The following is a 24,425-nucleotide window of genomic DNA, read 5'->3' as shown; positions in this document are numbered from 1 at the left end:
ACCTCTCTTTTTAAATAAATAAGTTAGGATATTTATTTTGAATAACATTATAACATGATTTTGTTACAGTTTCGATAGGATTTCTTGCATCAATAGTCACAATTCGCTGAGGATTTTCTTCAGCTAGCCGTAAATAAGCATGACGAACCCGTTGATGAAAGACTGAGCTTTCAACATCTAAACGGTTGATTTGACTAGCATGTCGGCCTCGTTTAATCCGTTCTAATCCTGTATCTGAATCAATATCTAAGTATAAAGTCAAATCAGGTACCAAACCTTCTGTAGCAAAATCATTAATCGTTGCCACTTGGTCTACGCCAATCTTTCTACCTGCACCTTGATAGGCTAAAGAGCTATCTACAAAGCGATCACATAAAACTAGTTGACCATCCTCTAGTGCAGGAATGACTTTTTGAACAAGGTGTTGCCTTCTAGCAGCAGCATACAACAACGCTTCTGTGCGTTCATCCATCTCAATGTTTTTAGGATCTAAAATCACTCGTCTGATACTTTCAGCAATTGGAATCCCTCCTGGCTCTCTTGTCAGCAACAATGGTGATGTCAATTGCTGTTTTAGTAATGGAGCTAACTCATTAATAACGCTAGTTTTCCCTGCTCCATCTGGTCCTTCGACTGTAATAAAAATTCCTTTCATAATCCTGCCTCCATCTTGTTCCCTACACCTTTATTTTACTTGATAATGGTCAAACTGTCTAACACCAATTACATTTCTCTACGACCTTCAACTGCTTTAAATAACGTCATTTCATCTGCATATTCAATATCACTACCAACTGATAAGCCGTGAGCTAGCCGAGTTACTTTAATACCAGCTGGCTTGATCAATCTAGATAAGTACATAGCAGTCGCTTCCCCTTCTGTAGTCGCATTGGTTGCTATAATAACTTCTTCAATCTCACTAGCTTGTAGTCGTCTAATTAAAGAAGCGATATTAATATCATCAGGTCCTGTACCGTCCATAGGAGATAAAACCCCATGCAATACATGATACAGACCTTTATATTCTCTAACTTTTTCCATAGCCATTACATCTTTAGGCTCTTCAACAACTAATACCTCTCGTTGATCCCGTGTCTTATCTTGACAAATTTCACACAACGCTTCTTCTGTAATATTGCCGCACACGTCGCAATAATGTAAATCACGCTTAACGCTAATTAAGGATTTAGCGAATTCCGTTACATCTTCTTCTGCCATATCTAAAGTAAAAAAAGCTAACCGTGTAGCTGTTTTAGCACCAATTCCTGGTAGTTTCATATAGCTTTCTATTAATTTTGCAATTGGGGTTGGATAATACATGTCTTTGCCTCCTAAAAAAAACAGGAAGTTTCCTTCCTGTCTTTATCTCTTAAAACATTCCAGGTAAACCTTTAGCATATTTACCCATTGTTTTTTCTGTTTCGTTATCAATTTTAGTTAATGCATCATTCATAGCAACAATAAGTAAATCTTGTAACATTTCTGGATCTTCTGGATCGATTACTTCTGGTTTAATCTGTAAGTCTTTCACTTTCTTATCACCAGTCAAAACGATGGTCACTAATTCATTAGTTGCCACACCTGTAAATTCTTTTTGATGCAGATTTTCTTGTGCTTCTGTCATCTCTTTTTGTAATTTTTGTACTTGTTTCATCATACCTTGCATATTTCCCATTCCACGCATGTTTATTCTCTCCTTTAATCATCTATAATTTCAACATGGGCTTCACCAAAAAAATGGACTGCCTCTTGTGTCGTTTTTTCTGCCTCAGTTAAAACATCTTCCGGTATATCAACTGGTTCATTTTCTTCTGCTTGCGCTAATAATTCATCTTTATGTTTCAAAATAAATTCTTTTCTAAACGGTAACCATTGATCCACTGGAACACATAATAAATCTGGTTCATACTTTAATAAACGATACAAACTAGTTTTTATTTGTTCTTGTAACTCCTCATCTTCATTTGCTCGGTAGCATAAAATCTCATAATCAAAAGCAATAACTAGTCCTTCTGAACTAGCTGCAACTGGTTCAGCCGCTTTTAACATAGCTCTATGATTTACTGATAAACTAGCTAATAAGTCTGGCCAGATATCTTTCATCTGCAACAAATGATCTTTTGTCGCTTGCTGTAAAATAAGCAAAATACGATCTTTTGGAAACCGGTAAGTGGTTTGTTTAGCTGAATGAATCGCTGGTCGACTTTCTTTTCTTTTCTCTGTTGTCACATTAGACTGAGAATTAGTTAGTTTAGCCACCTGAGCTTGTAAATCTTTAACTTGCTCTTGAAGTTGTTTTAATAAGCTACCTTCTTCTGCTGAAACCACTGAATTTTGACTAACTTGGTGATTGTTTGAGACAGTAATTTGGGATAACTTCACTGTCAATACTTCTAGTTGAACCGTTGGATAAGTTGAAAAACGCAAATCCTGTTGAGTAGTAGTTAAACAATCAATATATTGGTAGATAGCAGAAGAATCCATCTCACTTGCAAGCTCTTTAAACACTTCTGTTACGGTACCGGTTTGTGTTTCAAGTAAACTTGGTGCTTGTTTGTAAATCAACAAATCACGACAATATAAAAGTAAGTCTTCCACAAGGCGACTACTTTCTTTTCCTTCATTTAATAATTCATGTAAAACGATCAAAGCTTGACTGGTCTCTTGTTTTTGACAACAGGTTAAATAATTATCCATCATGTCATTAGTTAAACTACCAGTTACTTGAATAGCATCTTCTAAAGTGAGCACATCTTGACTAAAGGAAATTCCTTGGTCTAAGATACTCAAAGCATCTCGCATGCCACCTTCAGCTGCTCGGGCGATAACTGGTAAACTAGCTTCTTCATAGGCAATATGGCTTTCTTCTAAAATATGAGCCATATGTTTAACCATATCAGTTATTTGAATTCGTTTAAAATCAAACCGCTGCGTTCTTGAAATAATAGTAGCAGGTATTTTATGCGGCTCAGTGGTTGCCAAAATAAATAACACATTTTTAGGAGGTTCTTCTAAGGTTTTCAACAAGGCGTTAAAAGCGCCTGTCGATAACATATGAACTTCATCAATAATGTATACTTTGTAGGCAGCTTGAGTAGGAGCATATTTAACTTTTTCCCGTAAATCCCGAATTTCTTCCACTCCGTTATTACTTGCGGCATCAATTTCAATAACATCATTTAAACGACCTTCTGTAATTTCTTTACAAGTGTCACATTCATTACAAGGTTCACCGTCTTGACTATACTGACAATTAATCGCTTTAGCAAATATTTTAGCTGCACTAGTTTTACCAGTTCCTCTAGGACCGGTAAATAAATAAGCATGAGAGGTTTTTTTCTGAACAATTGCTTGTTTTAATGTTTGTGTGATCATTTCTTGACCCACTAAATCTTCAAAACGTTGTGAACGCCATACACGATATAGGGCTTGATAGGCCATTTCTATCTTCCTCTCTAAAAAATTAACTAAATTTCATTATACTTTATCATAGCTCAAAATACCATATAAAAACCAGGCTCTTTAGTTAACTATCCTTTATTCACCATAAAAAAAGCCAATTAGAATGTTTTCTAATTGACTGAGTTAACTTATTAATCAGGCACATGATGGCACCCACATAGTGCTGCTTCCTTCCGGACCTGACACGCTTAGTAGGCCCACCATTGCCCTAGCCTTACGGCAAATATTAGTATACTATACCCTATCTAAAAAAGCTAGTTATTTTTAGCTTTTTTTGCTTCTTTCTTTTTTTGGCGCAGTTCTTTAAAAAAGTTAGTCAACAATAATCCACACTCTTCTTCTCTGATTCCTGTTTCTACATAAGCTTGATGATTCATTCTATCATCCTCTAATAAGTTCATAAAAGATCCTACTGTTCCACCTTTAGGATCTTTCGCTCCGTAATAAACTTCTTCAATTCGGGATAATAAAATAGCCCCACTACACATAGCACAAGGTTCTAACGTAACAAACAATTGACATTCTTCTAACCGCCAACTTTCAACTGATTGACAAGCAGCTTTTATAGCAGTCATCTCTGCATGAGTTGTAGCGTCTTGAGTACTTTCTCTTAAATTATAGCCCCGACTGATGATATTTTTTTGATAGACTACCACTGCACCAATTGGCACTTCTCCTAGTTGGTAGGCTTTTTTAGCTTCAGCTATTGCTTGTTGCATAAAATAATCTTTTTCTTCTGCGGTAAAAGAAGAACTAAATGGTTTCATATCATCCCCCCACTTTCCTTTGTAGTATACTATGATTAATAGCAAAAAAATAGTCGCAGAACGGAGGAATTTTTTTGACCTTAGAAGAGTTACGTCGTATCTATCCTCAAGGAAAAGTATTTGAAACACAGCCCACTGATCCTCATCTCCTAGCAATTTATATATCTCCTAGTTGGTTTGCCATTCCTTTAAAGGATTTAACTGCTAGTGAAAAAGAACTACTAACTACTTTAGCTAAACCAACAGAAACAACTAACAATCACTTAAACCATCACTCTTGGTACCGCTATTTATTCCAAGAAGAAGTGCCCATTTCTAATGACAAATCTTACCGGTTTATTCATTTTCGTTTATTAGATGATTATACCTGGGCTGAAAAATCAGCTTGGATGACTGGACTAAGCGAGATGTTTCCTAAAGTAGCTGATGTATTTTTTTACGAAGATTTACGAGGAGTTTTAGTAGAAGAACAAACATCTGTTGTTTACGATTTAGATGAATTAACTGGTATTTTACTTACGTTAGAAGATGATTTTTCGTGTAAAGTTCAAGTTTATTTAGGGGAATTTTTTCAATTATCTTCTTTTATTCACACTTATTTTTTAGAAGAGTTGCATTTATTTAAACAAGAAGAAAGCTTCATGCTATCTCACTCAGTTTTTCGTTTACAAGATGTAGCCCTCCATTATTTAACTCAAGATAAATTAAAGGAAAGCTATCTCTTCCAACATTTGCAACAAAAATTAAATCAATTTGCAGATTTAACCCCAATTATTTTAGCTCTTTGGAAACATAAAGGAAATATCAGTTCTACTGCTAAAGAGTTATTTATGCACCGCAATACACTCAATTACCGATTAGATAAATTAGAAGAAGAAACTGGTCTTTCAGTTAAAGATATGGACGCTCTTGCTTTACTTTATTGCTTACTAATTCAACAATCATCTAACATATAAAAAAAGACAACCCTAAATAGGTTGTCTTTTTGGCACTTGATAAAAATTTCTTACATAATCCCTTCAACGAAATTCATAAGAACTCGTTTTGCTTCGTCTGTGGCTTCTTTGACATTATTACCTGTTACAGTGATTTTTTGGCGACCTTCTTTAATCTTACCGATGATATTTGCTACAGAAGCTACTTCATCATCTGATAAATCATCTACAATACCTAAGATTTTTTCATTGCCATTTAGACTATCTTGAACAAATTGTTTCACTTTATACCGATTTTTAACTCCTGATACAGCACCTATTAAGGAATCAGAAACTGCATAAATAACGGCACCACTAATTGCTACTGTTGTTCCTACACCAATCAATACTTTTGTTGATTTTTTCATTTCTTCATCTCCTAACAATTATACTAGGTTTATTATAACACTTTTTAACAAAGAATACATTAATCTCGGTTATTATTGTTTCCAAAAAGCAAAATCAAACGGAGTAATTGTAACAAAACTGCTACTGCAGATGCCACATAGGTTAAAGCAGCTGCAATAAGGACCTGTCTAGCCATTTTCAGTTCACTATCGGTTAACACTTGTTGCGCCTCTAACACAGACAAAGCCCGTCTAGATGCATTAAATTCAACTGGCAAGGTAACCAACTGGAACAAGAAAACTGTAGCAAAACAGATAATCCCAATAGTGACTAATTTTTGTCCCACAAACAAGCCTAATAAAATAAGTGGCAAAGCTAAATTAGAGCCAACATTGACAATAGGAACAAGACTAGCTCGTAGTTTTAATGGAAAGTAATGGTGATGATCTTGAAGCGCATGACCACACTCATGAGCAGCTACTCCAACTGCTGCAACAGATGTGGAATGAGCTACAGATTGTGATAGATTTAATGTTTTATCACTGGGATTATAATTATCTGTTAACTCTCCAGCAATTGGCTGAACTATTACATCTCGTATATTAGCTTCTTCCAAGATCAACCTAGCTGCATCTGTTCCTGTAATATGATGCTTAGTACGGTATTCCCCGTATTTAGCAAAGGTCCGTTGAACATGGATGGATGCACCTAAAGATAGACCTACGCCAATTAACACTAACATATAGGTAGGATCCATCATCAAATAAAATGGTGTAAACACTTTCTTCCCCCTTTCACTCTGTCTCACTTTATTTTATCATGAAACTGTTTTTTTATCCTGTAAAATACTTTGACAACTTTTATCTGCTCCCCTTTTGACTTTATCTCTGTGAATGACTCATAAGGTTCTATATTGTAATTTGTTCAAAAAAAGCTTAAAATTAAGACTAGCTTAGCCTTTTTTATCATAAGGTTAAGCTTAAGATTTATTTTGGAGGTTACTATGCGCGAACTTTTAGACTCAGCTACAAAAAGAAGATTGAATATCTTAGAACAACTCAACCGTGCCGCTAATTGGATTAGTTCTACCGAATTAGCTCAACTTAATCAAGCTTCTTTAAGAACCATTAATAATGATTTAAATTACTTAAAACAACATTGGGCAGCCTATTTTAAAATAGAAACATCCAAAAAAAATGGCGTAAGATTAGTGACACCACAAAGCAGTCATGTACAAATTGTTTACAATGCTGTTTTCCAGCGTTCTGATTCTTTTTCTCTCCTTGAAAATATCTTTTTTGATCCGAATAGAAACTTAGAGGATTGGGAAGAAAGTATGTTTATCAGTGAATCCTCTCTTTACCGGATTGCTAATCAACTAGCAGACAGTTTAGAACGATACGACTTAACTATTCAAAAAAGGCCTTGTCAGCTTACCAACCATAAAGAATTGTACGTCCGTTATTTTTATACAACCTTTTTTTATGAACTTTATGGATTACACGACTGGCCTTTTATTTTAGAAAAAGAAAAAATTATCATCATTAGTCAAGCTATCTATGAGATGATTGGTTTTTCTTATGATGATGTGCAGTTGATGTATCTTAGCTATATTTTAGCCGTTACCTGTATTCGTTATAGTCAAGGGCTTTCCTTACCTTCTGAGGAAAAGATGCCCTTATCTGACCATTTAACTACTTACCAATTACACTGTTTAAAAGACATTCAACTTTTATTAAGTGACTTGGTAAGCCCGTTACATATTAGCGATTTAGACGGATTATTAGAAGAAGTGGTTAACTCCATTTATTTTTTAAGAAAAACTTGGCTAGAAAAAATTGATACCTTATCTGTACAAAAACTATTACAAAAATTTATGAACCGAATTGCCTATTTATTCGATATTGATATCGAAATAACCAATAAAGAACAAATCATTCATATTATTTTACATCAGTATCTTTACTATCTAAATTATCCATTTGCTAATTTTATTTTATTTGATCAATATCAATTTACAGCCCAAGCTATTGAAGAAAAGTATCCAACGTTTACTCATATTATTTTTAAAGAATTAGAAAAACTAGAAAAAAGCACTCATTTTTTGTGGTTTTCAGAATTTCGTCACTTTATCATTTATATTTTGCTTATTAAATGGCAAAATCTGCCCACTATTTTAGAAAATAAAAAAGCCAAAGCTCACATTCTTACCATTAGTAATTTAGGTAGTGAACATGCAAAACTTTTAGCTGATATGATTAATTATAACTTTGAACATAAAACCAAAGTAGAACCTTACCAGAAGTCTGTGATTTTTTTAGATCAACTAAATCTTTTGCAATTAGAACCCTATGATTACTTTGTTACTACTTGTTTACAAAGTAATCTACCTGAAGACAAGGTCATAGTCGTGGACGCCATTCCTTCCAATCAAGATTGGAAAAAAATTAGATGTGCCGTGAATAAAATTCACCACTTGCCACCTGATACCAATCTATTGAATCAGAAATTAGCTGAAGTAGGTGATAGTTATTATGCTGACACAGATGAATAAATGGATTGATTTATTAAATTCTTTAATCATTAACATGTCGGTTATTATTGGCTCTACCTTATCTTTTTACTTTGTTTACCTAAAAAAACAAACCACCCAAAATAGACGCTACTTTTCTTTTAACTTAGAACATTTTCCCCATGTGCTAGGCAAACCTAAACAAGTCTTGATTGGCGTGCTTTTTGGTTTTTTAAGCATTGTTCTATCCCTTAATCGAACTATTTTAGTAGGCCCTATTCCACAAATAGATATGCGCTACATTTTTATCTATTTTTCTGTTACTTTTGGTAATCCTTTAACTGGCTTAGCGACTACCCTTACTATTATTTTGTTAAAATCTATCGCTTTCATTATGGGAATTGGTTTTATTACTACAACAGATTACATTAATCATATGCTGTTGACTGTGTTACTCTTTGTTGTGAGTATTTACATTCAGAAAATTAACGGAAGTGTTTGGAAAAGACATTTTTCTTTTTTAATTAGTTTTCTAACTATTAAATTTTTTTCCATTCTCTTTGTTTTTCCCATATTATTAACATCTCCTTATTACTGGCGATTTGTTGAATATGCGATTCTTTTTTCTTCCGTTTTTTTAATTACCACCTATATTGTCTGTACCTCTATTAGTGTTTCAAAGTCCTTTAATGTCTATCGTTTATCTGCTACCTTTGACACAGACACCCAACTTTATAATAAAGAGTCCTTTCATTTGTTTTTGGAATATCTGGAAAACTTTCAATTAACCACACATACAAGTGAACTGGCTATCTCTTTAATTGATATCGATAATTTTAAACAAATAAATGATCACTATGGGCATATCAACGGAGATAAAGCCTTGAAACATTTATCAGATTTACTAAAAAAACATTTAACTGCTAATAAAGATTTTGCCTTTCGAGTGGGAGGAGATGAGTTCGCTATTATGTTTACCCACTGTTCTCATCAAGAAACCAGAGAAAAAGTGGCCGCTATTTTAGATGAGCTTCGGACAGTACCTGTTTTACTAGATTCCCATCCTTACTTTTTACATATTTCAATGGGAGTCAACTATCTAACTTTCCCAGAATCCCCTGAAAAAACGATTCCCTTTGATAAAGCTGTACTAGCTACGGATAGACTTCTATATCAAGCTAAGAACCAAGGGAAAAATCAAGTGGTTAACGGTTATAATGATTACTAAAAAAGCCTACTGTCTAAAAGGACAATAGGCTTTTTTTATTTAACTTATTTACTTTGTGTATATTTGTACGCTGTTCCTAAAGAAATGTTACATTCTTCAGCAATTTGACGTAAAGTATATTTATTATTTTTATATAAGAATTGGATTTTTTCAATTGTTTCTTCAGAAATACGAGGACGTCCCCCAATACGGCCTTGTTTTCTAGCTTCTTCTAATCCACGAGATGTTCTTTCACGAATAATAGTTTTTTCCATACCAGCAATACGACGAATCATCGTTGTATATAATTCTTCATCCATCTCTTGAAGTTCTGCTGCACGGTTTAACACTACTAATTTGATTTCTTTTTCATCTAATTCAGCTAAAAAGTCAGCTAATTGGATAACCGATTTACCTAAACAGATCAACTCATGAACAATTAAAGCATCCCCTTGCTCCATTGTTTCAATCGCTTCATCTAATTCAGGATGGGTTGCGCCTTTTCCTGTAACAGTTTCTAAAACGATTCGATCACACCCATATTTCCCTAAACTTTCTAATTGTTTGGATAAATAACTTTTATCTTCTGTTGCAAAAGCATATCCGATTTTACTCATAACTATTCATTCCTCCCTAATTTGTACTGTTCTAAAAAAGATACGTTATATTCTTTCATCGTGACGATTATTAGTATATAAAACTCGTATAATGAATTCTAGACCATCCTTTGCACATATATATGTAACATTTGATAATTAGGAAAAAATAAAAAACTTATATAACTATAATAAATAATATAAACCCTTACTTGTCAAAGGGATATATTGGATAAATATAACTATTTTATTAAAAAAATGTGAATTTTTTTTGACCACGTTAGATTAAAATTAAATGAGAAAAAAGTGATAGTTCACTGAACTATCACTTTATAAGTACCATATCTATTACAATTGTTTATCTTCTTCATACAAACCAGATACCTGTTTATACCAATTAAACAAGTGAGTAACTAACACTTTTAAGGCCGCATAACCTGGAATTCCTAAAACAACTCCGATAATACCAAACAATTTACCGGAAGTTAATAAAACAAAAATAATGGTAACAGGATGAATTTCCAGTTGACTACCTAATACAAGTGGAGAAACAAATTTTCCTTCTATTAATTGTTCAATAATAAAAACTAAAATAACTTTTACCATCATACTAGGACCGTGAACTAATGCCAATAAGATAGCTGGAATAGTTGCTAAAGCTGAACCCAAATAAGGAATCAAGTTCAAGAAACCAGCCAGAATTCCTAAAGTAACACTATAGTCTAGTCCGACAATACTAAATCCTATCATAAACATAATTCCTACTGTTAAAGCTACGGTTAGTTGTCCTCTAATATACATGGACACTTGTTTATTAATATCCAGTAAAACATTTAAAGTAGGTTTTCTAGCTTTCGTTGGTAAAAATTGAATCAAATATGCAGGGATATCTTTCCCATCTTTTAGTAAATAAAATAAGATAAAAGGCATGGTAACTAACGTGACTACCACATTAGCTACTTTCCCTACTAAACTACCAATCCCTTGGAAAGCCCCTTTTGATAGATTTTGAACCACATTAGTAATAGAATCAAATACATTTTCACTCGCTTTTTCTAATTGATCAGCGTACTGAGCAAAAATCGGCCAGCTAATAACTTCATTTGTTTTGTCTTTAATAATTTCCCAGTAATCAGGCCAATTGTTAATAAAACTAAGTGTTTGCGATTTTATTTTAGGAACAATCACAATCACCCCTAATACAATTAAGGCAATAATAACCACAAAAATAATAAAAATAGCTGCGACTCTTGGCACTCCTTTTTTCTCTAACCAATTAACTAAAGGATTTAAAAAATAAAAAAGAATCCCTGCAAAAACAATTGGAAAACCTACAATGGTAAAAAATTGCCAAATAGGTTGAAAAACGTAAGATATTTTAGTAAAGACTAAAATATTTAAAAAAGCTAGCAAGGTAACAGACAAAATAGATACCCCTTTATTGTCTAAAAACCATTTCCAAAACCAAGAAAATGTTGGTTTATTATTATCAGGAAGCATTTAAACCCCTCCTTTATTCCACATAAGTAATCATGTCTCCCACAGATAAATCTGGTAAACGATAGGGGGACACGTACACACTGCTACTTCCTAATAAGTCTTCTTTTGGACTTTTATCAAAAATCACAGAAATATGTCCAATGCTATTAAGGTGTTCATTGGCAGAAGCTCCCACCTGTTCTACTACATAAGTTTGATCATTAAATTTAATCTGACTACCTGTTTTTAATACTAATTTTTCTGACTCGTCTAGTTCCTGAATAATAGAAAATTCACGGAGAGTATCAGTAACCTCTTCACCAAACAAAATTAAAATATTTTCATGAGAATCTATCGCTTTAGGTCCAATGCTAATAATTTTTGCCTGTTTCATAAAAGAACAACTCCTTTTTTTATTTACTCACATTGTATCATATTCTGACACACACTTATATTTTGACGACTAAAATAAGTAGATTTATACCTATCTTTTAGAATATGCTATACTTAAAAAGATAAATAGGAAAGAAGGGATTTAATGATGATTGAAAAAATAATGTTAGGATCATATACACGCCGAACAAGTCAAGGTATTTATCAAGCACTTTTAGACACGACTCAAAAAAAAGTGACAGATGTTACTTTAATTTTACCTGAAAATAATCCAACTTACTTAGCCACTAGTCACCAGCACTGTCTCTATACTGTGACAAAAGACGGAGAAAATGGTGGTATTGCAGCTTATCAATTTCAAAAAGAAGGCTATCATTTCATTAATAAGGTAACAACTAAAGGAGCTCCTCCTTGTTATGTATCTGTCGATAATAAGCGACAAGTTGTTTTTTCAGCTAATTATCATACTGGTGATATTAAGGTGTATCAAATCCTAGAAAATGGTGGTATTGTGCTGCGAGATACGGTAGAGCACACAGGCAATGGTCCTCATCCAAATCAAAGTAGTTCCCATGCTCACTACATTGATTTAACTCCTGATGGTAATATTATCGTTTGTGATTTAGGTACTGATAAAATTTATCTTTATGACTTAACAGCCGACCTAACTTTTAAACAACTATCTGTTACATCAGTTACACCAGGTTCTGGCCCAAGACATATCCTTTGTCACCCAACTTTACCTTTCTTTTATGTCATTGGAGAGTTAAACAATTCAGTCACTTGTTTAGCCTATGATAAAGAGCAAGCAACCTTAACTGTTAAAGAACAGTATGCTAACTTATCTGATGCAGCTGAAGATGCTAGTGGCGGTGCAATTCGCATGAGTCAAGACGGTAAATTTCTTTATACCTCTACTCGAGGAGCTGATGTAATAACTGTCTTCTCTATTCAACCTGACGGAACACTTTCTCTTATTCAGCGTCTTAGTTCAGAAGGAAAAACGCCTAGAGATTTTAACTTAACACATGAAGATTTATTTTTATTAGTAGGCCATCAAGATTCAGATAATTTAACTTTGTTTGAGCGAAACTCTCAAACTGGTAAATTAACGCTTTGTCAAACTGATATTGAAGCGCCTGAATGTGTCTGTGTCCTTCCATCATAATAAAAAAAGAACCAATAAGTTGTCCTAAAAACAGGCCTTATTGGTTCTTTTTTTGGATTTCTTTCATTTCTGAACGAATTTCTTTTTGTTTGTCATATAACGTATAAAGCAATCCAATTAAAGCTGGAAAAACATAAGTAGCAAACCGATAAACTAGAAGAGAAGAAGCAGCATCTATTTTCCCTACTAAAGGAGTCATCAGTAATAAATAAACAAACTCAAAGGAACCAATCCCTGCTGGACTAGGCAGCATACCTGCTAAAACACTAATCATTGAAATAAGCGCAATACTTTGAGCATAGTGTATCGTAGGATGCTGCTGAAGTAACACATAAGGAATAGAGTACCATGGAAGCAGCCTAACAATATTATAAAGAACTAATTCTATCATTAATCTAGGCTCCGCTAGTAAAGTGTGAATAGTTACCCTGAAGGCCTCTAATTTACTAGCAATAAGAGCTAACCGTTCTCGCCAAGCTAGTTTTTTCATCCATTTTTTCAAATAACTCACTAACTTTTGATGGACGACTTCATTCAGAGAGACAAATAATAATCCAAATACAACTAGACAAGTAGCTAACAGACCATAGATCATAAACGGAATGGTATAAGCTACATGACTCTTTAAATAATCATATTGCCATATAAACCCCACTACACTAAAAACTAAAATACCTAATTTATAAAGAACCATATGAATCGTCATTATTCCCATGCTTTGAGTGGTTTTAAGTTGCCGTTTATTTAAATAAAGTATTTCAGCGACTAATGTGCCTGTACCAAAAGTAATTACTCGGTAAAAAGCTCCATAAGTAAAAGTAAATAAACCATCTAAATAGGTAAACGACTCTCTAAACGGTCGACAAAGTAACCGGTAATTAAATCCTTCTGCAAGGATATATAAACTTCCTAATAATAACACCAAGGCTAATAAGTGCTTCTCAGTCTCCATCACTCCTTGAAAAATCTCTGTTAAAGACCCCTTAAATGAAAGAAACAGCAGCAAAAAAATAATGATTAAAAAAATAAGATTAAGGATTAAACGAGTTTTGGGATTTTTCTTCATATTTTTTCCCTCCCTTCTCTTCTATTATAACAATAAAACCTAAAAAAGCTCCTATCTAGTAAACTAGATAAGGAGCTTCAGATAGTACTTGATTAACAAAAGGCTATAACCAGCCTTTTGCTCGGGCAAAAAAGATAACGGCTAAAATGCCTCCTAGTTGAAATAAAAACATGGTTCTTTTGCTATCTTTTTTATGATCAAAAACAGCTGTACCAAGTAGACCACCTAAGCCACCGGCAGCTAAACCAAGAGTTAAAAATTGCCAACTAGGCACACGCCAACTAGCTTTTTTTTCCTTTTGTTTTTGTGCTTGACGAGCGTCAATCCCCATCAAAATAAATAGATAGACATTAACTAAACATAAATACAGATAAATCGGTGTTTTAACTGACATTGAACCTTACGCGTTTGCCTCATTTAATTTAGCAATTTCAACTACTACATCTGTTGCTTTTTCCATACTTTCTACTGCAACGAATTCAAAACGACCATGCATGTTTTCGCCACCAGCAAAAATGTTAGGGGTTGGTAAGCCCATTTGTGATAGTTTAGAGCCATCTGTTCCACCACGTACTGGTTGAGTATTTGGTTCAATACCTAAATTAACAAAAGCTTCTTTAGCTAAGTCAATGATACTCATATCTTTTTCAATCACTTCACGCATATTGTAGTATTGATCGAATAATTTCATTTCGATACGGTCACTATCTAATTTAGCGTTTAAGTCTTTTTGAACTTGTTCCATTAACGCTTTACGAGCTTCAAATTTTTCACGATCATGGTCGCGAATAATATATTGCATAGTTGCTTCTTCAACTGAACCATTTAAAGCTAATAAGTGGAAGAATCCTTCATAACCTTCTGTTTTTTCAGGAACTTCTTCTTGAGGTAGAGCATTTTGGAAATCAATAGCTAATTGTAGTGCATTAACCATTGTGTTTTTAGCTGTTCCTGGGTGAACATTTTTACCATGAATCGTAATGTCTGCTTGAGCAGCACTAAAGGTTTCAAATTGTAATTCCCCAACAGGACCACCGTCCATTGTGAAAGCAAAATCTACACCAAAATCTTCTACATCAAAATGATCTGCCCCTGTTCCGATTTCTTCATCAGGCCCAAAAGCTACTTTCACTTTACCATGTTTAATTTCAGGTGAGTTGATTAATGTTTCCATTCCAGTCATAATTTCAGCAATACCAGCTTTATCATCAGCACCTAAAAGAGTAGTTCCATCTGTAGTGATTAAAGTTTGACCTTTATAGTTTGCTAAGTTAGGGAAATCTTTGACAGTTAACTTATAAGTTCCGTCTCCTAAGTTAATATCAGATTCACCGTCATAATTTTCAATCATTTGAGGTGCTACATCTACTGCGTTAAAATCAGCTGTATCCATATGGGCAATAAAGCCAATACTACGAACATTTTCTTTATCACTATTGCTTGGTAATTCGGCTGTGACAAAACCATTTTTATCATTGTATCTTACATCACTCATACCAATTTCTTTTAATTCTTTAACAAGTTCTTGAGCAAATGCTACTTGGGTTTCCGTTGAAGGAATCGTAGTACTCTCTGGATTTGATCTGGTTTCTGTTTTAACATATTTGATAAATCTTGGCACTAAATTTTCGTACATTGCACATTCCCCTTTATCATTAAATTTATTTATACTTATTACTTATTATTTATTATAAGCTATTATTTCCTATTTGTGTTAATTTTTTAGAAAAAGCTTTCAATAACATTAAAAATAACCAACAATTCGTATTTTTCCTTTACTTATCGAAATGAAAATGGGTTGGTATTTACTGTGGAAGGTATAATTTCAATATTCCAATGATGTTTTTCTTTCCATTGTTCACAAAGAGAAACAATTCTAGGAATACACAGTTGTTCAATATAGTGTCCTGGATCAATAACGGGCAAATCAGCTGTTAACATATCATGTCCTGTGTGATAATAAACATCTCCTGTAATGTATACATCACAGCCTTTAGATAGTGCCGCTGGATAAAATTTTTGACCACTTCCTCCGCAAATACCTACCCGCTGAACTAAGCGATCAGTATTATTGGCAATTAACCGTAACCCTTGTAAGTCAAAGACTTCTTTAACATGACTAACAAACTCTTCTAAAGGCATAGGTGTCGCTAATTCTCCTACACGCCCAATTCCGTAACTTTTTTTCCCAGTCATTAAGGGAATCACTTGATAAGCTGGTTCTTCATAAGGATGACTCTCCTTTAATGCCTTAATGAGTTCAGCTAAAGTGTCAATTGGAAAAACCATTTCAATTTTTTCTTCTGCTACTTCTTCTCTTTGATGCACTGTTCCAATAGTTGGATTAGCTTCTGACATTGGTGTAAACCGGCCAGTTCCTACTGATGTATAGCTACACTGTTCATAATTACCAATCTTACCTGCGCCAGCTTCAGCTAAGGCATCACGAACTACTTGACTGTGACTTTTAGGCACCGTCACTTGAATTAACCCTTGATCTAACTCATGCGTTTTATGCAGATAGTCTGTCACTTTAATGCCTAGTTCTTCTAAAAACCAATCATTTAAGCCATCTTCCACAATATCCATATTGGTGTGAGCTGCATAAACTGCAATGTCATGTTTCAATAAATCTGCATACATCTTGATTTGAGGATCATCCGTGACTAAGCGGTCAATAGGTCTAAAGATAGGTGGGTGTTTGGCTACTAACAAATCCACTTTTTTAGCTATTGCTTCTGCTACCACTTCTGGTCTAACATCTAAGGTGATCATCACTCGCTGAATTGGCTTATGCAGAGTGCCTATATGTAGTCCGACTGGATCCCCTTTTTCAGCTAACGCTAAAGGAAACTTTTTTTCAAATTGTTGAATAAATTCATTCCCCTTCATCAATATTAAGTACCTCCTTAATCCAAGTCACTTCTTGTTTAAATCCTTGAACTTTTTCTTCTAAAGGTTGGTTGGCTGCTTGTAATTGTTTAAGAATTTGTTTTTTTTGACCTAATTCATGTTGCCATTTTTTCTGAAAAACAAGGGAGTTCTCCTTTATTAGACAAGGGCCAAACATTATTTCTTTTGGAGTATAAATAACAGGATCTAATTGTTTTTCAGCTACGATCACTTCATAAATCTTATGATCTTCTTCTAAAATTTCTTCGAAGAGGATGTAATAATTATTTTCTACCAACCACTGACGTAATATTTTTTCTCCAATGTTTGGTTGAAGAATCAATCTTTCTTGACCTGATAGGCGCTGATTTTCTTTTCCTCTTTGCAAAATATCGCGAATTAAAGCGCCACCCATTCCAGCAATTGTAATAACATCTATTTGGTCCTTTTCTTCAATGGCCTCTAAACCATCAGCTAGTCGAACCGCTATTTGATTAGTTAAACCTAAATGTCTAACTAATTTATCTGCAGACTGAAAAGGCCCCTTAACTACATCTCCTGCTACTGCTGCCTCAATTAAATCATGTTGAATCAACCAAGCTGGTAAATAAGCATGATCTGAGCCAATATCAGCTAAGCGACTATTTTTTGGTACGTATTTAGCAACTGTGGCTAACCGTTTTGATAAGTTTGTTTCATTCATAAATTTCCCAACACTTTCTATTCCATTTTCTATTAGTTGTCTTATTATAACATAGAAAAAAGGATGGAAAAATCCATCCTTTTGTTTAAGTCTATTCTAAGAAATCTTTTAATTGTTTAGAACGAGATGGGTGGCGTAATTTACGTAAAGCTTTCGCCTCAATTTGACGAATTCTTTCCCGAGTTACTCCAAATACTTTACCAACCTCTTCTAAGGTACGGGTTTTACCATCATCTAAACCAAAACGTAACCGTAACACATTTTCTTCTCGGTCAGTTAGTGTATCTAAAACACTTTCTAATTGTTCTTTTAATAACTCATAAGCCGCATGTTCTGCTGGACTAGTCGCTTCTTGATCTTCAATAAAATCTCCTAGATGAGAGTCATCTTCTTCCCCAATCGGAGTTTCTAGTGACACTGGCTCTTGAGCTATTTTTAAAATTTCCCGAACTTTTTCAGTTGGTAAGTCCATTTCAGCTCCAATTTCTTCAGGAGTAGGTTCGCGGCCTAAATCTTGAAGCAATTGACGTTGAATTCGAATTAATTTATTGATTGTTTCCACCATATGAACCGGAATTCGAATCGTTCTAGCTTGGTCAGCAATCGCTCTTGTAATAGCTTGACGAATCCACCAAGTTGCATAGGTAGAAAACTTAAATCCTTTAGTATGGTCAAATTTTTCAACAGCTTTCATTAGACCCATATTACCTTCTTGAATTAAGTCTAAAAACTGCATGCCACGACCAACATAACGTTTAGCAATACTAACTACTAGTCGTAAGTTAGCTTCTGCTAATTGTTGTTTTGCTTCTTGGTCTCCTTCTTTAATGCGAAGGGCTAACTCAACTTCTTCATCTGCAGTTAAAAGGGAAACACGTCCAATTTCTTTTAAATACATTCTAACTGGGTCATTAATTTTAACTCCAGCAGGTGCTGATAGGTCTTCTAATTCTTCTTTTTTGACTGCTTTTTCTTTTTTTAGACTTCTTTCAGCTGGCTCACCGTTCTCATCAACAACACTAATCCCTTGATCTTCAATTTTTTGAATTAATTTATCCATACCATCAGAATCTAATTCATAAGGCGTTGCTAATTCATTGGTCAAAGTGTCATAATTCACACTACCTTTAGGTTTGTACTCTTTAATAAAAGCTGTTACCGCCTTTTTATATTCTGGTTTTTTTTCTTCTACTTTTTTTGCCACTGAAGAAATCCCCCTTTAATTTTGTAAACTTTGTTGATTTAACTGCTTTTGAATATTAAACAGTTCTAAAGCTATTTCCAATTCTTGTTCCTGATTTCCGTAACGTTTAGCCTCTTTTTGACTATCAATTAATTGGTTTTTTCGTTGGCGTAATTGCTCTAAACGAATTTCTTTTAGATAGTCTTGAAGTTCTAACTCGCTACTTGTTTCAGGTATATCTAAATAGGCAATTTCAATGATTTTTTGTTTTAACTCCCCTTCTTTGACGTAATTAATAAAATCCGCCTCTTCATATTCAGTATGAGTTAACATGTAATCTTGAAAGTGCATAAAGATTTCTTGATAGGTATCATGCATAAAAGAAAAATCAGGTTCTTTCGCTATTTGCATAGCAACACTTGGTTCATTTAAAATGCGGTAAAGTAACCGTTGTTCAGCTTTTTCACCTAAAGTCAGGTTATTTTTTTCCACATATACAGGTTGACTAATGGCATGATTGACTTCTTCAGTTAAAGGAGCCTGTGTTAGTCCTCTAGCTTGTTTTGCATGACGACGCAAAGCCTGTTTCTTTTGTTGCAATGTTTCTTGTAAACTCTCAATTGACAGATGAAATCGGTCAGCTAGTTGTTTCAGATACATTTCCCGTTCAATCACGGAATTTAACTTAGCCAATTCCGTTAAAACCTCATCTATATATTGAAGTTGATCTAATTCATTAGTTAAATTTTTATCTAATTCATAATAGAACAGCCAAAAATTCATGGCAGTCTCTTTGTGATGGGTCGCTAATTCATAAAAGGCTGTTTCTCCGTATTTTTTGATATAATCATCTGGATCGAGTTTTTCAGGTAACCGTAGAACATTGACTTTTAACTTGGTTTGAGTTTGGAAAGTTTCAAGACTTCGTTTAGTTGCTTCAATCCCTGCTTGATCCCCGTCATAACAAATAGTCACCTGGTCTACAATTTTAGCTATTTTTTGAATTTGCTCATTTGTTAAACTAGTCCCCATCGAGGCAACCCCTGCTAAAACATTGGCTCGGTTCGCTGCCAACACATCCATAAATCCCTCAAATAAAAATAAATCATTTAATTTTCGGGCATGGGCTCTAGCGTAAGAAAAATTATAAAGAACTTGCCTTTTATTAAACAACTTGGTTTCAGGACTATTTAAATATTTAGGAGCTCGTTTATCTGCTACTTGTTGATCAAATAAACGACCAGAAAAAGCAATAGGTTTTCCTTGATCATTACGGATTGGAAAGATAATCCGGTTGAAAAAACGGTCAAATAATTCGCCAGTTTTAGTTTCAATCATCAAACCTGATTCGACTAATCCTTGTTGTGACATCCCTTTATTTTCTAAAACTTGCTTTAATAAATTCCGTTCATTAGGAGCATAGCCGATTTCTTGTTCTAAAATTTGCTCTTCTGTTAGACCTCGTTGCTTTAAATAAGCCAAAGCCTCTGAACCTACTTCTGTATTAACTAAAATGTGATGATACAGCTGGCATGCTTCTTCATGAATCTGCAATAACTCATGCGTTAAACTATTGCCAGGTACAGACTCACTTGGACCAGTTTGAAACTGATAGTCTAATGATACATTAGCGATATCTGCTACTTTTTGAACTGCTTCTGGAAAAGTAACCCCATCTAAATCTTGAATAAATTGAAATACATTGCCTCCTTTGCCGCAACCAAAACAATAATAAATTTGTTTGTCTTCTGCTACAGAAAATGAAGGTGTTTTTTCATCGTGAAATGGACACAAACCAAAATAGTTTTTACCTGATTTTTTCAATTGGACAGATTGTTCAACAATCGTCACAATGTTAGTTTGTTGTCTAATAGTCTCAATCACGTCTTGAGGAATACGTTGCACTTCATTCATTCCTCCTTTTTAATGACTACTAAGAGTATTCAAAGGTCGTACGAAACAAATTTCATACGACCTCTTATTAATGTACATAAATTTACATAATCTATTATAGCACAAGATTTAATTTTTACAAATATTCACGTTTATTTTCTGAAAAGATTATAGTCACCCATAAAAAAATCACCTAACCTTAACATAAGGCTAGGTGATTTTTAGTCAATCTTATTAAGCTTTTACTTCTGCAATAAATTCAATTTCAACTAAGGCATCTTTTGGTAAACAAGCAACTTCAAAACAAGAACGAGCTGGAAGATTTTCAGTAAAATAAGTTCCATAAACTTCATTAAATTTAGCAAAATGATGAATATCAGATAAGAAACAAGTTGTTTTAACAACCGCATTAAAATCTAAATCCATTGATGCTAAAATACCTCGGATATTTTCCATAGCTTGCTTAGTTTGTGCTTCGATGGTTGCCTCTACTAATTCACCAGTTTTTGGATCCATTGGTAGTTGACCGGATGAAAATAGCAATCCGTTCACAATATTTCCTTGTACATAAGGTCCAATCGCTGCTGGTGCTTGGTTAGTTTCAACTTTTTTCATTCGTTATATTCCCCCTAGTTTTTAGTGATAAGTAAATCTAGGCTGGCAATTGATAAAGCTAACTTGGCTATCTTTTGCAATTGACGCAGTCTGTTATTTCTTACAGCGTCATTATCTACCATTACCATAGTGTTGTCAAAATATTTTTCAATAATCGGGGATAATTTTTTCAATTCCTCATAATTTTCTTCAATTGTTCTCATTGAAGCGTTATTTAATACGCCTTCGACTGCTTGATATAAATCTTTTTCCGCTGAATTTTCAAATAAGCTTGGATCAACTGGTGCATTTACATCTTCTGATAGCAGCTCTTTTCCTTTTAAGGCTAAGTTAATCACACGGGTTAAAGCTTCATTAGAAGTTTTAAAATCAATATCTTGAGTATGCTCTTTTAACATTAAAGCGGATCTTACCATTAAGAACAAATCGGTTTGATTTGCCTGAGTAGCTGCTTCAATAATGTCATGGCGAATGTCTTTAGTAGATAAAAATTGTTTCATTCGACCAGTTACAAAGCCTTCAATCTCATCAGATTCAACTGGTAGTTCTAATCCATACCGTTCAGGATCTGCATTAATTGAAGCGACCATTTCTTTGTACAATGGAATAAGTGGGAATGACCATTCTTTTCCTACTACAATTCGGATCACTCCGTAAGTTTGTCTACGCAAAGCATAAGGGTCATTAGAGCCACTTGGAACCATGCCAACACCAAAGAAAGTCATCACTGTATCTAGTTTATCTGCCACAGCTAACACTGCTCCAACCGTTGATTGAGGTAATTTTCCTTCACTAGAGATTGGCATATAATGCTCTCTAATTGCTGTAGCAACCCCAGCTGGTTCTCCTTGCATTAAGGCATATTTTTCTCCCATAATCCCTTCCAGCTCAGGAAACTCATCGACCATATTAGTCACTAAGTCAAATTTGTAAATGTGACTTGCTCGGTCTAAGTCTGCTAATTCTTCTTCAGTTAAGCCCACTTTTTCTCCTAGTAACTTAGCAAAAACTGCTACCCGTTGCATTTTCTCATAAATAGTGCCTATTTTTTCATGGAAAGTGACTTGTTTTAATTTAGCGACACATTCTTCAATCGTTAACGCTTTGTCTTCTTCATAGAAGAACGCAGCATCTTCTAACCGTGCGGTTAAAACTTTTTCATTTCCCCGAATGACATTTTCTAAATAGTCTCCATTACCATTTCGAACTGAAATAAAGAAAGGCAATAGTTTTCCATCTTGGTCATGTACGTCAAAATAACGTTGGTGTTCTTTCATAGAAGTCACTAATACTTCAGTTGGAATCTCTAAATATTTCACATCAAAACTACCATAAAAAGCAGTTGGATATTCAACTAAATTAGAAACTTCTTCTAGTAAATCACTATCTTGATCCACTTGCCATTGATGTTCCTTCGCTAAGGCATGAATTTGATCCACAATCATTTGTTGACGTTTGGCTGAATCCACTACAACATATTCTTTTTCCATTATTTCTTCGTACTGATTAGCATGAGCTATCTCCACCGCTTCATGACCTAAGAAACGGTGTCCTCTAGTCACTCTACCTGTTTCTACATCTAACAGACTAAAAGGAATCACTTTGTCGTCTAATAGAGCAACTAACCAATGGATTGGCCGAATATATGACATATCATAATTTGCCCAGTGCATAGAAACTGGGAAAGATAAGCTTTTAATGACAGATAACAAACCTGGTAGAACTTCTTCTACCCCTTTTCCAGCGGTAAATTTACGAACGTGCACATATTCTACTTCTTTGATTTCTTGAAAGTAAATATCTTCTACTGTTAAACCTTGACCTCTAACAAACCCTTGGGCCGCTTTTGTCCAGTTTCCTTCACTGTCTAACGCAATTTTTTTGGCAGGTCCTTTGACTTCTTCTTCAGTATCAACCTGTTTATCAGCCAAGCCATTAATTCGCACAGCTAGTCTTCTAGGCGTAGAAAACATATCCACACTTTCATAGGTTAAAACATTTTCTTCTAAAAATGCGATGGTTTTTTCTTTTAATTGTCTCATGCTAGGCTCAACCACATGGGCTGGCATTTCTTCTAGACCAATTTCTAATAAAAAGTTATGAGTCATTATTTTACCTCCTGTTCCGTTTCAGTTTCTTTCAGTAACGGAAATCCTAATTTCTTACGTTCTTCTACAAAAGCCTTAGCTAACTGACGAGCCATTTTTCTAATACGAGATAAATAACCTGCCCGTTCTGTAACAGAAACAGCTCCTCTTGCATCTAGTAAGTTAAAGGCATGACTACATTTTAAAACATAATCATAAGCTGGGTGAACTAACCCTAAATCAATACATTTTTGAGCTTCTTTTTGATACATTTCAAATAAAGTTAAAAGCATCTCTTGGTTACTTTCTTCAAAAGAATACTTAGAATGCTCATACTCTGGTTGAATGAAAATTTCACCGTATTTAACTCCTTCTTTCCACTCTAAATCATAAACACTTTCCACTTCTTGAATGTAAGAAGCTAAACGCTCAATTCCGTAAGTAATTTCAACTGTCACAGGTTTACAAGTTAAACCACCAACTTGTTGGAAATAAGTAAATTGAGTAATTTCCATCCCGTCTAGCCAAACTTCCCAACCAAGCCCTGCACATCCCATAGAAGGATTCGCCCAGTTGTCTTCTACAAACCGGATGTCATGTTTTAAAGGATCAATTCCTAATAAGCTTAAACTTTCTAGATAAAGTTCTTGAATATTAGCAGGAGATGGTTTGATGACTACTTGAAATTGATGGTGTTGGTACAGACGGTTAGGATTTTCTCCGTAACGACCATCATCTGGTCGACGAGAAGGCTCCACATAGGCTGCTGCCCATGGTTCTGGTCCAATTGCACGTAAAAAAGTATAAGGACTCATAGTTCCTGCTCCTTTTTCCGTATCGTAAGCTTGCATTAACATACACCCTTGACTAGACCAATATTGCTGTAAGGTTAAAATCATTTGTTGAACAGTTAACTTTTTTTTCATAAGAATACTCCTCTTCTTTTTTTGCATAAAAAAATCCCTATGTTTAACAGTTCTGTTAAACATAGGGACGAATAATCGCGGTTCCACCCTACTTCTGATTACAAGTAATCAGCTACTTCGTTTGATTGACTCCAGAGTGCCTTTCAATAAATCA

The 24,425-nt window shown here is 34.3% G+C and carries 24 protein-coding genes and 1 other RNA gene; 4 read left to right on the top strand and 21 right to left on the bottom strand.

Going from position 1 to position 24,425, the window contains the following annotated elements:
- Positions 1–10 precede the first annotated feature (10 nt).
- From tmk to tadA, 6 genes are all read right to left on the bottom strand, one after another.
- Positions 11–655, bottom strand: a complete 645-nt coding sequence (gene tmk, locus C7P63_RS00455; RefSeq protein WP_125942195.1) for a dTMP kinase — start codon at positions 653–655, stop codon at positions 11–13.
- Between the two features lie 68 nt (positions 656–723).
- On the bottom strand, positions 724–1,320 hold the full coding sequence (gene recR / locus C7P63_RS00450) for a recombination mediator RecR (protein WP_125942194.1): 597 nt from the start codon (positions 1,318–1,320) through the stop codon (positions 724–726).
- A gap of 49 nt (positions 1,321–1,369) precedes the next feature.
- Positions 1,370–1,684: a YbaB/EbfC family nucleoid-associated protein gene (locus C7P63_RS00445; RefSeq protein WP_125942193.1), complete on the bottom strand. Its 315-nt coding sequence runs from the start codon at positions 1,682–1,684 to the stop codon at positions 1,370–1,372.
- 14 nt (positions 1,685–1,698) lie between these two features.
- Positions 1,699–3,441, bottom strand: a complete 1,743-nt coding sequence (gene dnaX, locus C7P63_RS00440; protein WP_125942192.1) for a DNA polymerase III subunit gamma/tau — start codon at positions 3,439–3,441, stop codon at positions 1,699–1,701.
- A 149-nt stretch (positions 3,442–3,590) separates the two neighbouring features.
- An RNA gene (gene ffs, locus C7P63_RS00435) (signal recognition particle sRNA small type) lies at positions 3,591–3,677 on the bottom strand.
- A 39-nt stretch (positions 3,678–3,716) separates the two neighbouring features.
- Positions 3,717–4,229, bottom strand: coding sequence for a tRNA adenosine(34) deaminase TadA (tadA, locus tag C7P63_RS00430; protein ID WP_125942191.1), 513 nt, complete (start codon positions 4,227–4,229; stop codon positions 3,717–3,719).
- A 74-nt stretch (positions 4,230–4,303) separates the two neighbouring features.
- On the opposite strand from tadA, the gene C7P63_RS00425 reads away from it, so the two are divergent.
- Positions 4,304–5,185 (top strand): helix-turn-helix domain-containing protein, encoded by an 882-nt coding sequence (locus tag C7P63_RS00425; protein WP_125942190.1) that lies wholly within the window; start codon positions 4,304–4,306, stop codon positions 5,183–5,185.
- A gap of 50 nt (positions 5,186–5,235) precedes the next feature.
- Here C7P63_RS00425 and C7P63_RS00420 read toward each other — a convergent pair whose 3' ends face one another.
- Together C7P63_RS00420 and C7P63_RS00415 are read right to left on the bottom strand one after the other, a co-directional pair.
- On the bottom strand, positions 5,236–5,571 hold the full coding sequence (locus tag C7P63_RS00420) for a hypothetical protein (RefSeq protein ID WP_125942189.1): 336 nt from the start codon (positions 5,569–5,571) through the stop codon (positions 5,236–5,238).
- Positions 5,572–5,630: 59 nt separating this feature from the next.
- Complete coding sequence (locus tag C7P63_RS00415) at positions 5,631–6,311, bottom strand: zinc metallopeptidase (RefSeq protein ID WP_125943040.1); 681 nt, start codon at positions 6,309–6,311, stop codon at positions 5,631–5,633.
- A gap of 243 nt (positions 6,312–6,554) precedes the next feature.
- Between C7P63_RS00415 and C7P63_RS00410 the strand changes: the two genes are divergently transcribed.
- On the top strand, positions 6,555–8,105 hold the full coding sequence (locus C7P63_RS00410; protein ID WP_125942188.1) for an AcpB/EbpR/MafR family transcriptional regulator: 1,551 nt from the start codon (positions 6,555–6,557) through the stop codon (positions 8,103–8,105).
- Positions 8,086–9,291, top strand: coding sequence for a GGDEF domain-containing protein (locus C7P63_RS00405; protein WP_125942187.1), 1,206 nt, complete (start codon positions 8,086–8,088; stop codon positions 9,289–9,291). The genes C7P63_RS00410 and C7P63_RS00405 overlap by 20 nt, the downstream gene beginning before the upstream one ends.
- 44 nt (positions 9,292–9,335) lie before the next feature.
- Here C7P63_RS00405 and C7P63_RS00400 read toward each other — a convergent pair whose 3' ends face one another.
- From C7P63_RS00400 to C7P63_RS00390, 3 genes are all read right to left on the bottom strand, one after another.
- The gene (locus C7P63_RS00400; RefSeq protein WP_125942186.1) at positions 9,336–9,887 is read right to left on the bottom strand and encodes a recombinase family protein; all 552 of its coding nucleotides are present in this window, start codon (positions 9,885–9,887) and stop codon (positions 9,336–9,338) included.
- A gap of 327 nt (positions 9,888–10,214) precedes the next feature.
- Positions 10,215–11,366: an AI-2E family transporter gene (locus tag C7P63_RS00395; protein WP_125942185.1), complete on the bottom strand. Its 1,152-nt coding sequence runs from the start codon at positions 11,364–11,366 to the stop codon at positions 10,215–10,217.
- Positions 11,367–11,379: 13 nt separating this feature from the next.
- On the bottom strand, positions 11,380–11,739 hold the full coding sequence (locus C7P63_RS00390) for a PTS glucitol/sorbitol transporter subunit IIA (protein WP_125942184.1): 360 nt from the start codon (positions 11,737–11,739) through the stop codon (positions 11,380–11,382).
- A 147-nt stretch (positions 11,740–11,886) separates the two neighbouring features.
- Here C7P63_RS00390 and C7P63_RS00385 point away from each other — a divergent pair, with 147 nt between their 5' ends.
- A complete protein-coding gene (locus tag C7P63_RS00385; RefSeq protein WP_165863731.1) occupies positions 11,887–12,906 on the top strand; it encodes a lactonase family protein in 1,020 nt (339 codons plus the stop codon).
- A 37-nt stretch (positions 12,907–12,943) separates the two neighbouring features.
- Here the strand turns inward: C7P63_RS00385 and C7P63_RS00380 are convergent, their stop codons facing one another.
- From C7P63_RS00380 to glyQ, 10 genes are all read right to left on the bottom strand, one after another.
- Positions 12,944–13,972, bottom strand: a complete 1,029-nt coding sequence (locus C7P63_RS00380; RefSeq protein WP_125942182.1) for a lysylphosphatidylglycerol synthase transmembrane domain-containing protein — start codon at positions 13,970–13,972, stop codon at positions 12,944–12,946.
- A gap of 103 nt (positions 13,973–14,075) precedes the next feature.
- Positions 14,076–14,366 carry a DUF1294 domain-containing protein gene (locus C7P63_RS00375; RefSeq protein WP_125942181.1) on the bottom strand — a complete coding sequence of 97 codons (291 nt, stop codon included), beginning with the start codon at positions 14,364–14,366 and terminating at the stop codon, positions 14,076–14,078.
- A 6-nt stretch (positions 14,367–14,372) separates the two neighbouring features.
- Entirely contained in the window at positions 14,373–15,608 is a 1,236-nt protein-coding gene (pepT, locus tag C7P63_RS00370; protein ID WP_125942180.1) for a peptidase T, read from the bottom strand.
- Positions 15,609–15,751: 143 nt separating this feature from the next.
- Entirely contained in the window at positions 15,752–16,870 is a 1,119-nt protein-coding gene (locus tag C7P63_RS00365; protein ID WP_424580134.1) for a Nif3-like dinuclear metal center hexameric protein, read from the bottom strand.
- Entirely contained in the window at positions 16,851–17,567 is a 717-nt protein-coding gene (locus C7P63_RS00360; protein WP_125942178.1) for a tRNA (adenine(22)-N(1))-methyltransferase, read from the bottom strand. The genes C7P63_RS00365 and C7P63_RS00360 overlap by 20 nt, the downstream gene beginning before the upstream one ends.
- A gap of 91 nt (positions 17,568–17,658) precedes the next feature.
- Entirely contained in the window at positions 17,659–18,771 is a 1,113-nt protein-coding gene (gene rpoD / locus C7P63_RS00355; RefSeq protein WP_125942177.1) for an RNA polymerase sigma factor RpoD, read from the bottom strand.
- 15 nt (positions 18,772–18,786) lie between these two features.
- Complete coding sequence (gene dnaG / locus C7P63_RS00350; protein ID WP_125942176.1) at positions 18,787–20,664, bottom strand: DNA primase; 1,878 nt, start codon at positions 20,662–20,664, stop codon at positions 18,787–18,789.
- A gap of 213 nt (positions 20,665–20,877) precedes the next feature.
- Complete coding sequence (locus C7P63_RS00345; RefSeq protein ID WP_125942175.1) at positions 20,878–21,258, bottom strand: RidA family protein; 381 nt, start codon at positions 21,256–21,258, stop codon at positions 20,878–20,880.
- 14 nt (positions 21,259–21,272) lie between these two features.
- The gene (gene glyS, locus C7P63_RS00340) at positions 21,273–23,366 is read right to left on the bottom strand and encodes a glycine--tRNA ligase subunit beta (RefSeq protein ID WP_125942174.1); all 2,094 of its coding nucleotides are present in this window, start codon (positions 23,364–23,366) and stop codon (positions 21,273–21,275) included.
- Positions 23,366–24,271, bottom strand: a complete 906-nt coding sequence (gene glyQ, locus C7P63_RS00335) for a glycine--tRNA ligase subunit alpha (protein ID WP_125942173.1) — start codon at positions 24,269–24,271, stop codon at positions 23,366–23,368. Before glyQ ends, glyS begins: the two co-directional genes overlap by 1 nt.
- Between the last annotated feature and the right edge of the window lie 154 nt (positions 24,272–24,425).

The sequence above is a fragment of the Vagococcus humatus genome (assembly GCF_003950325.1).
GTDB lineage: Bacteria > Bacillota > Bacilli > Lactobacillales > Vagococcaceae > Vagococcus_C > Vagococcus_C humatus.
Note: the sequence above shows the minus strand (reverse complement) of the source record. Positions and strands in the feature narration are given on the sequence as shown.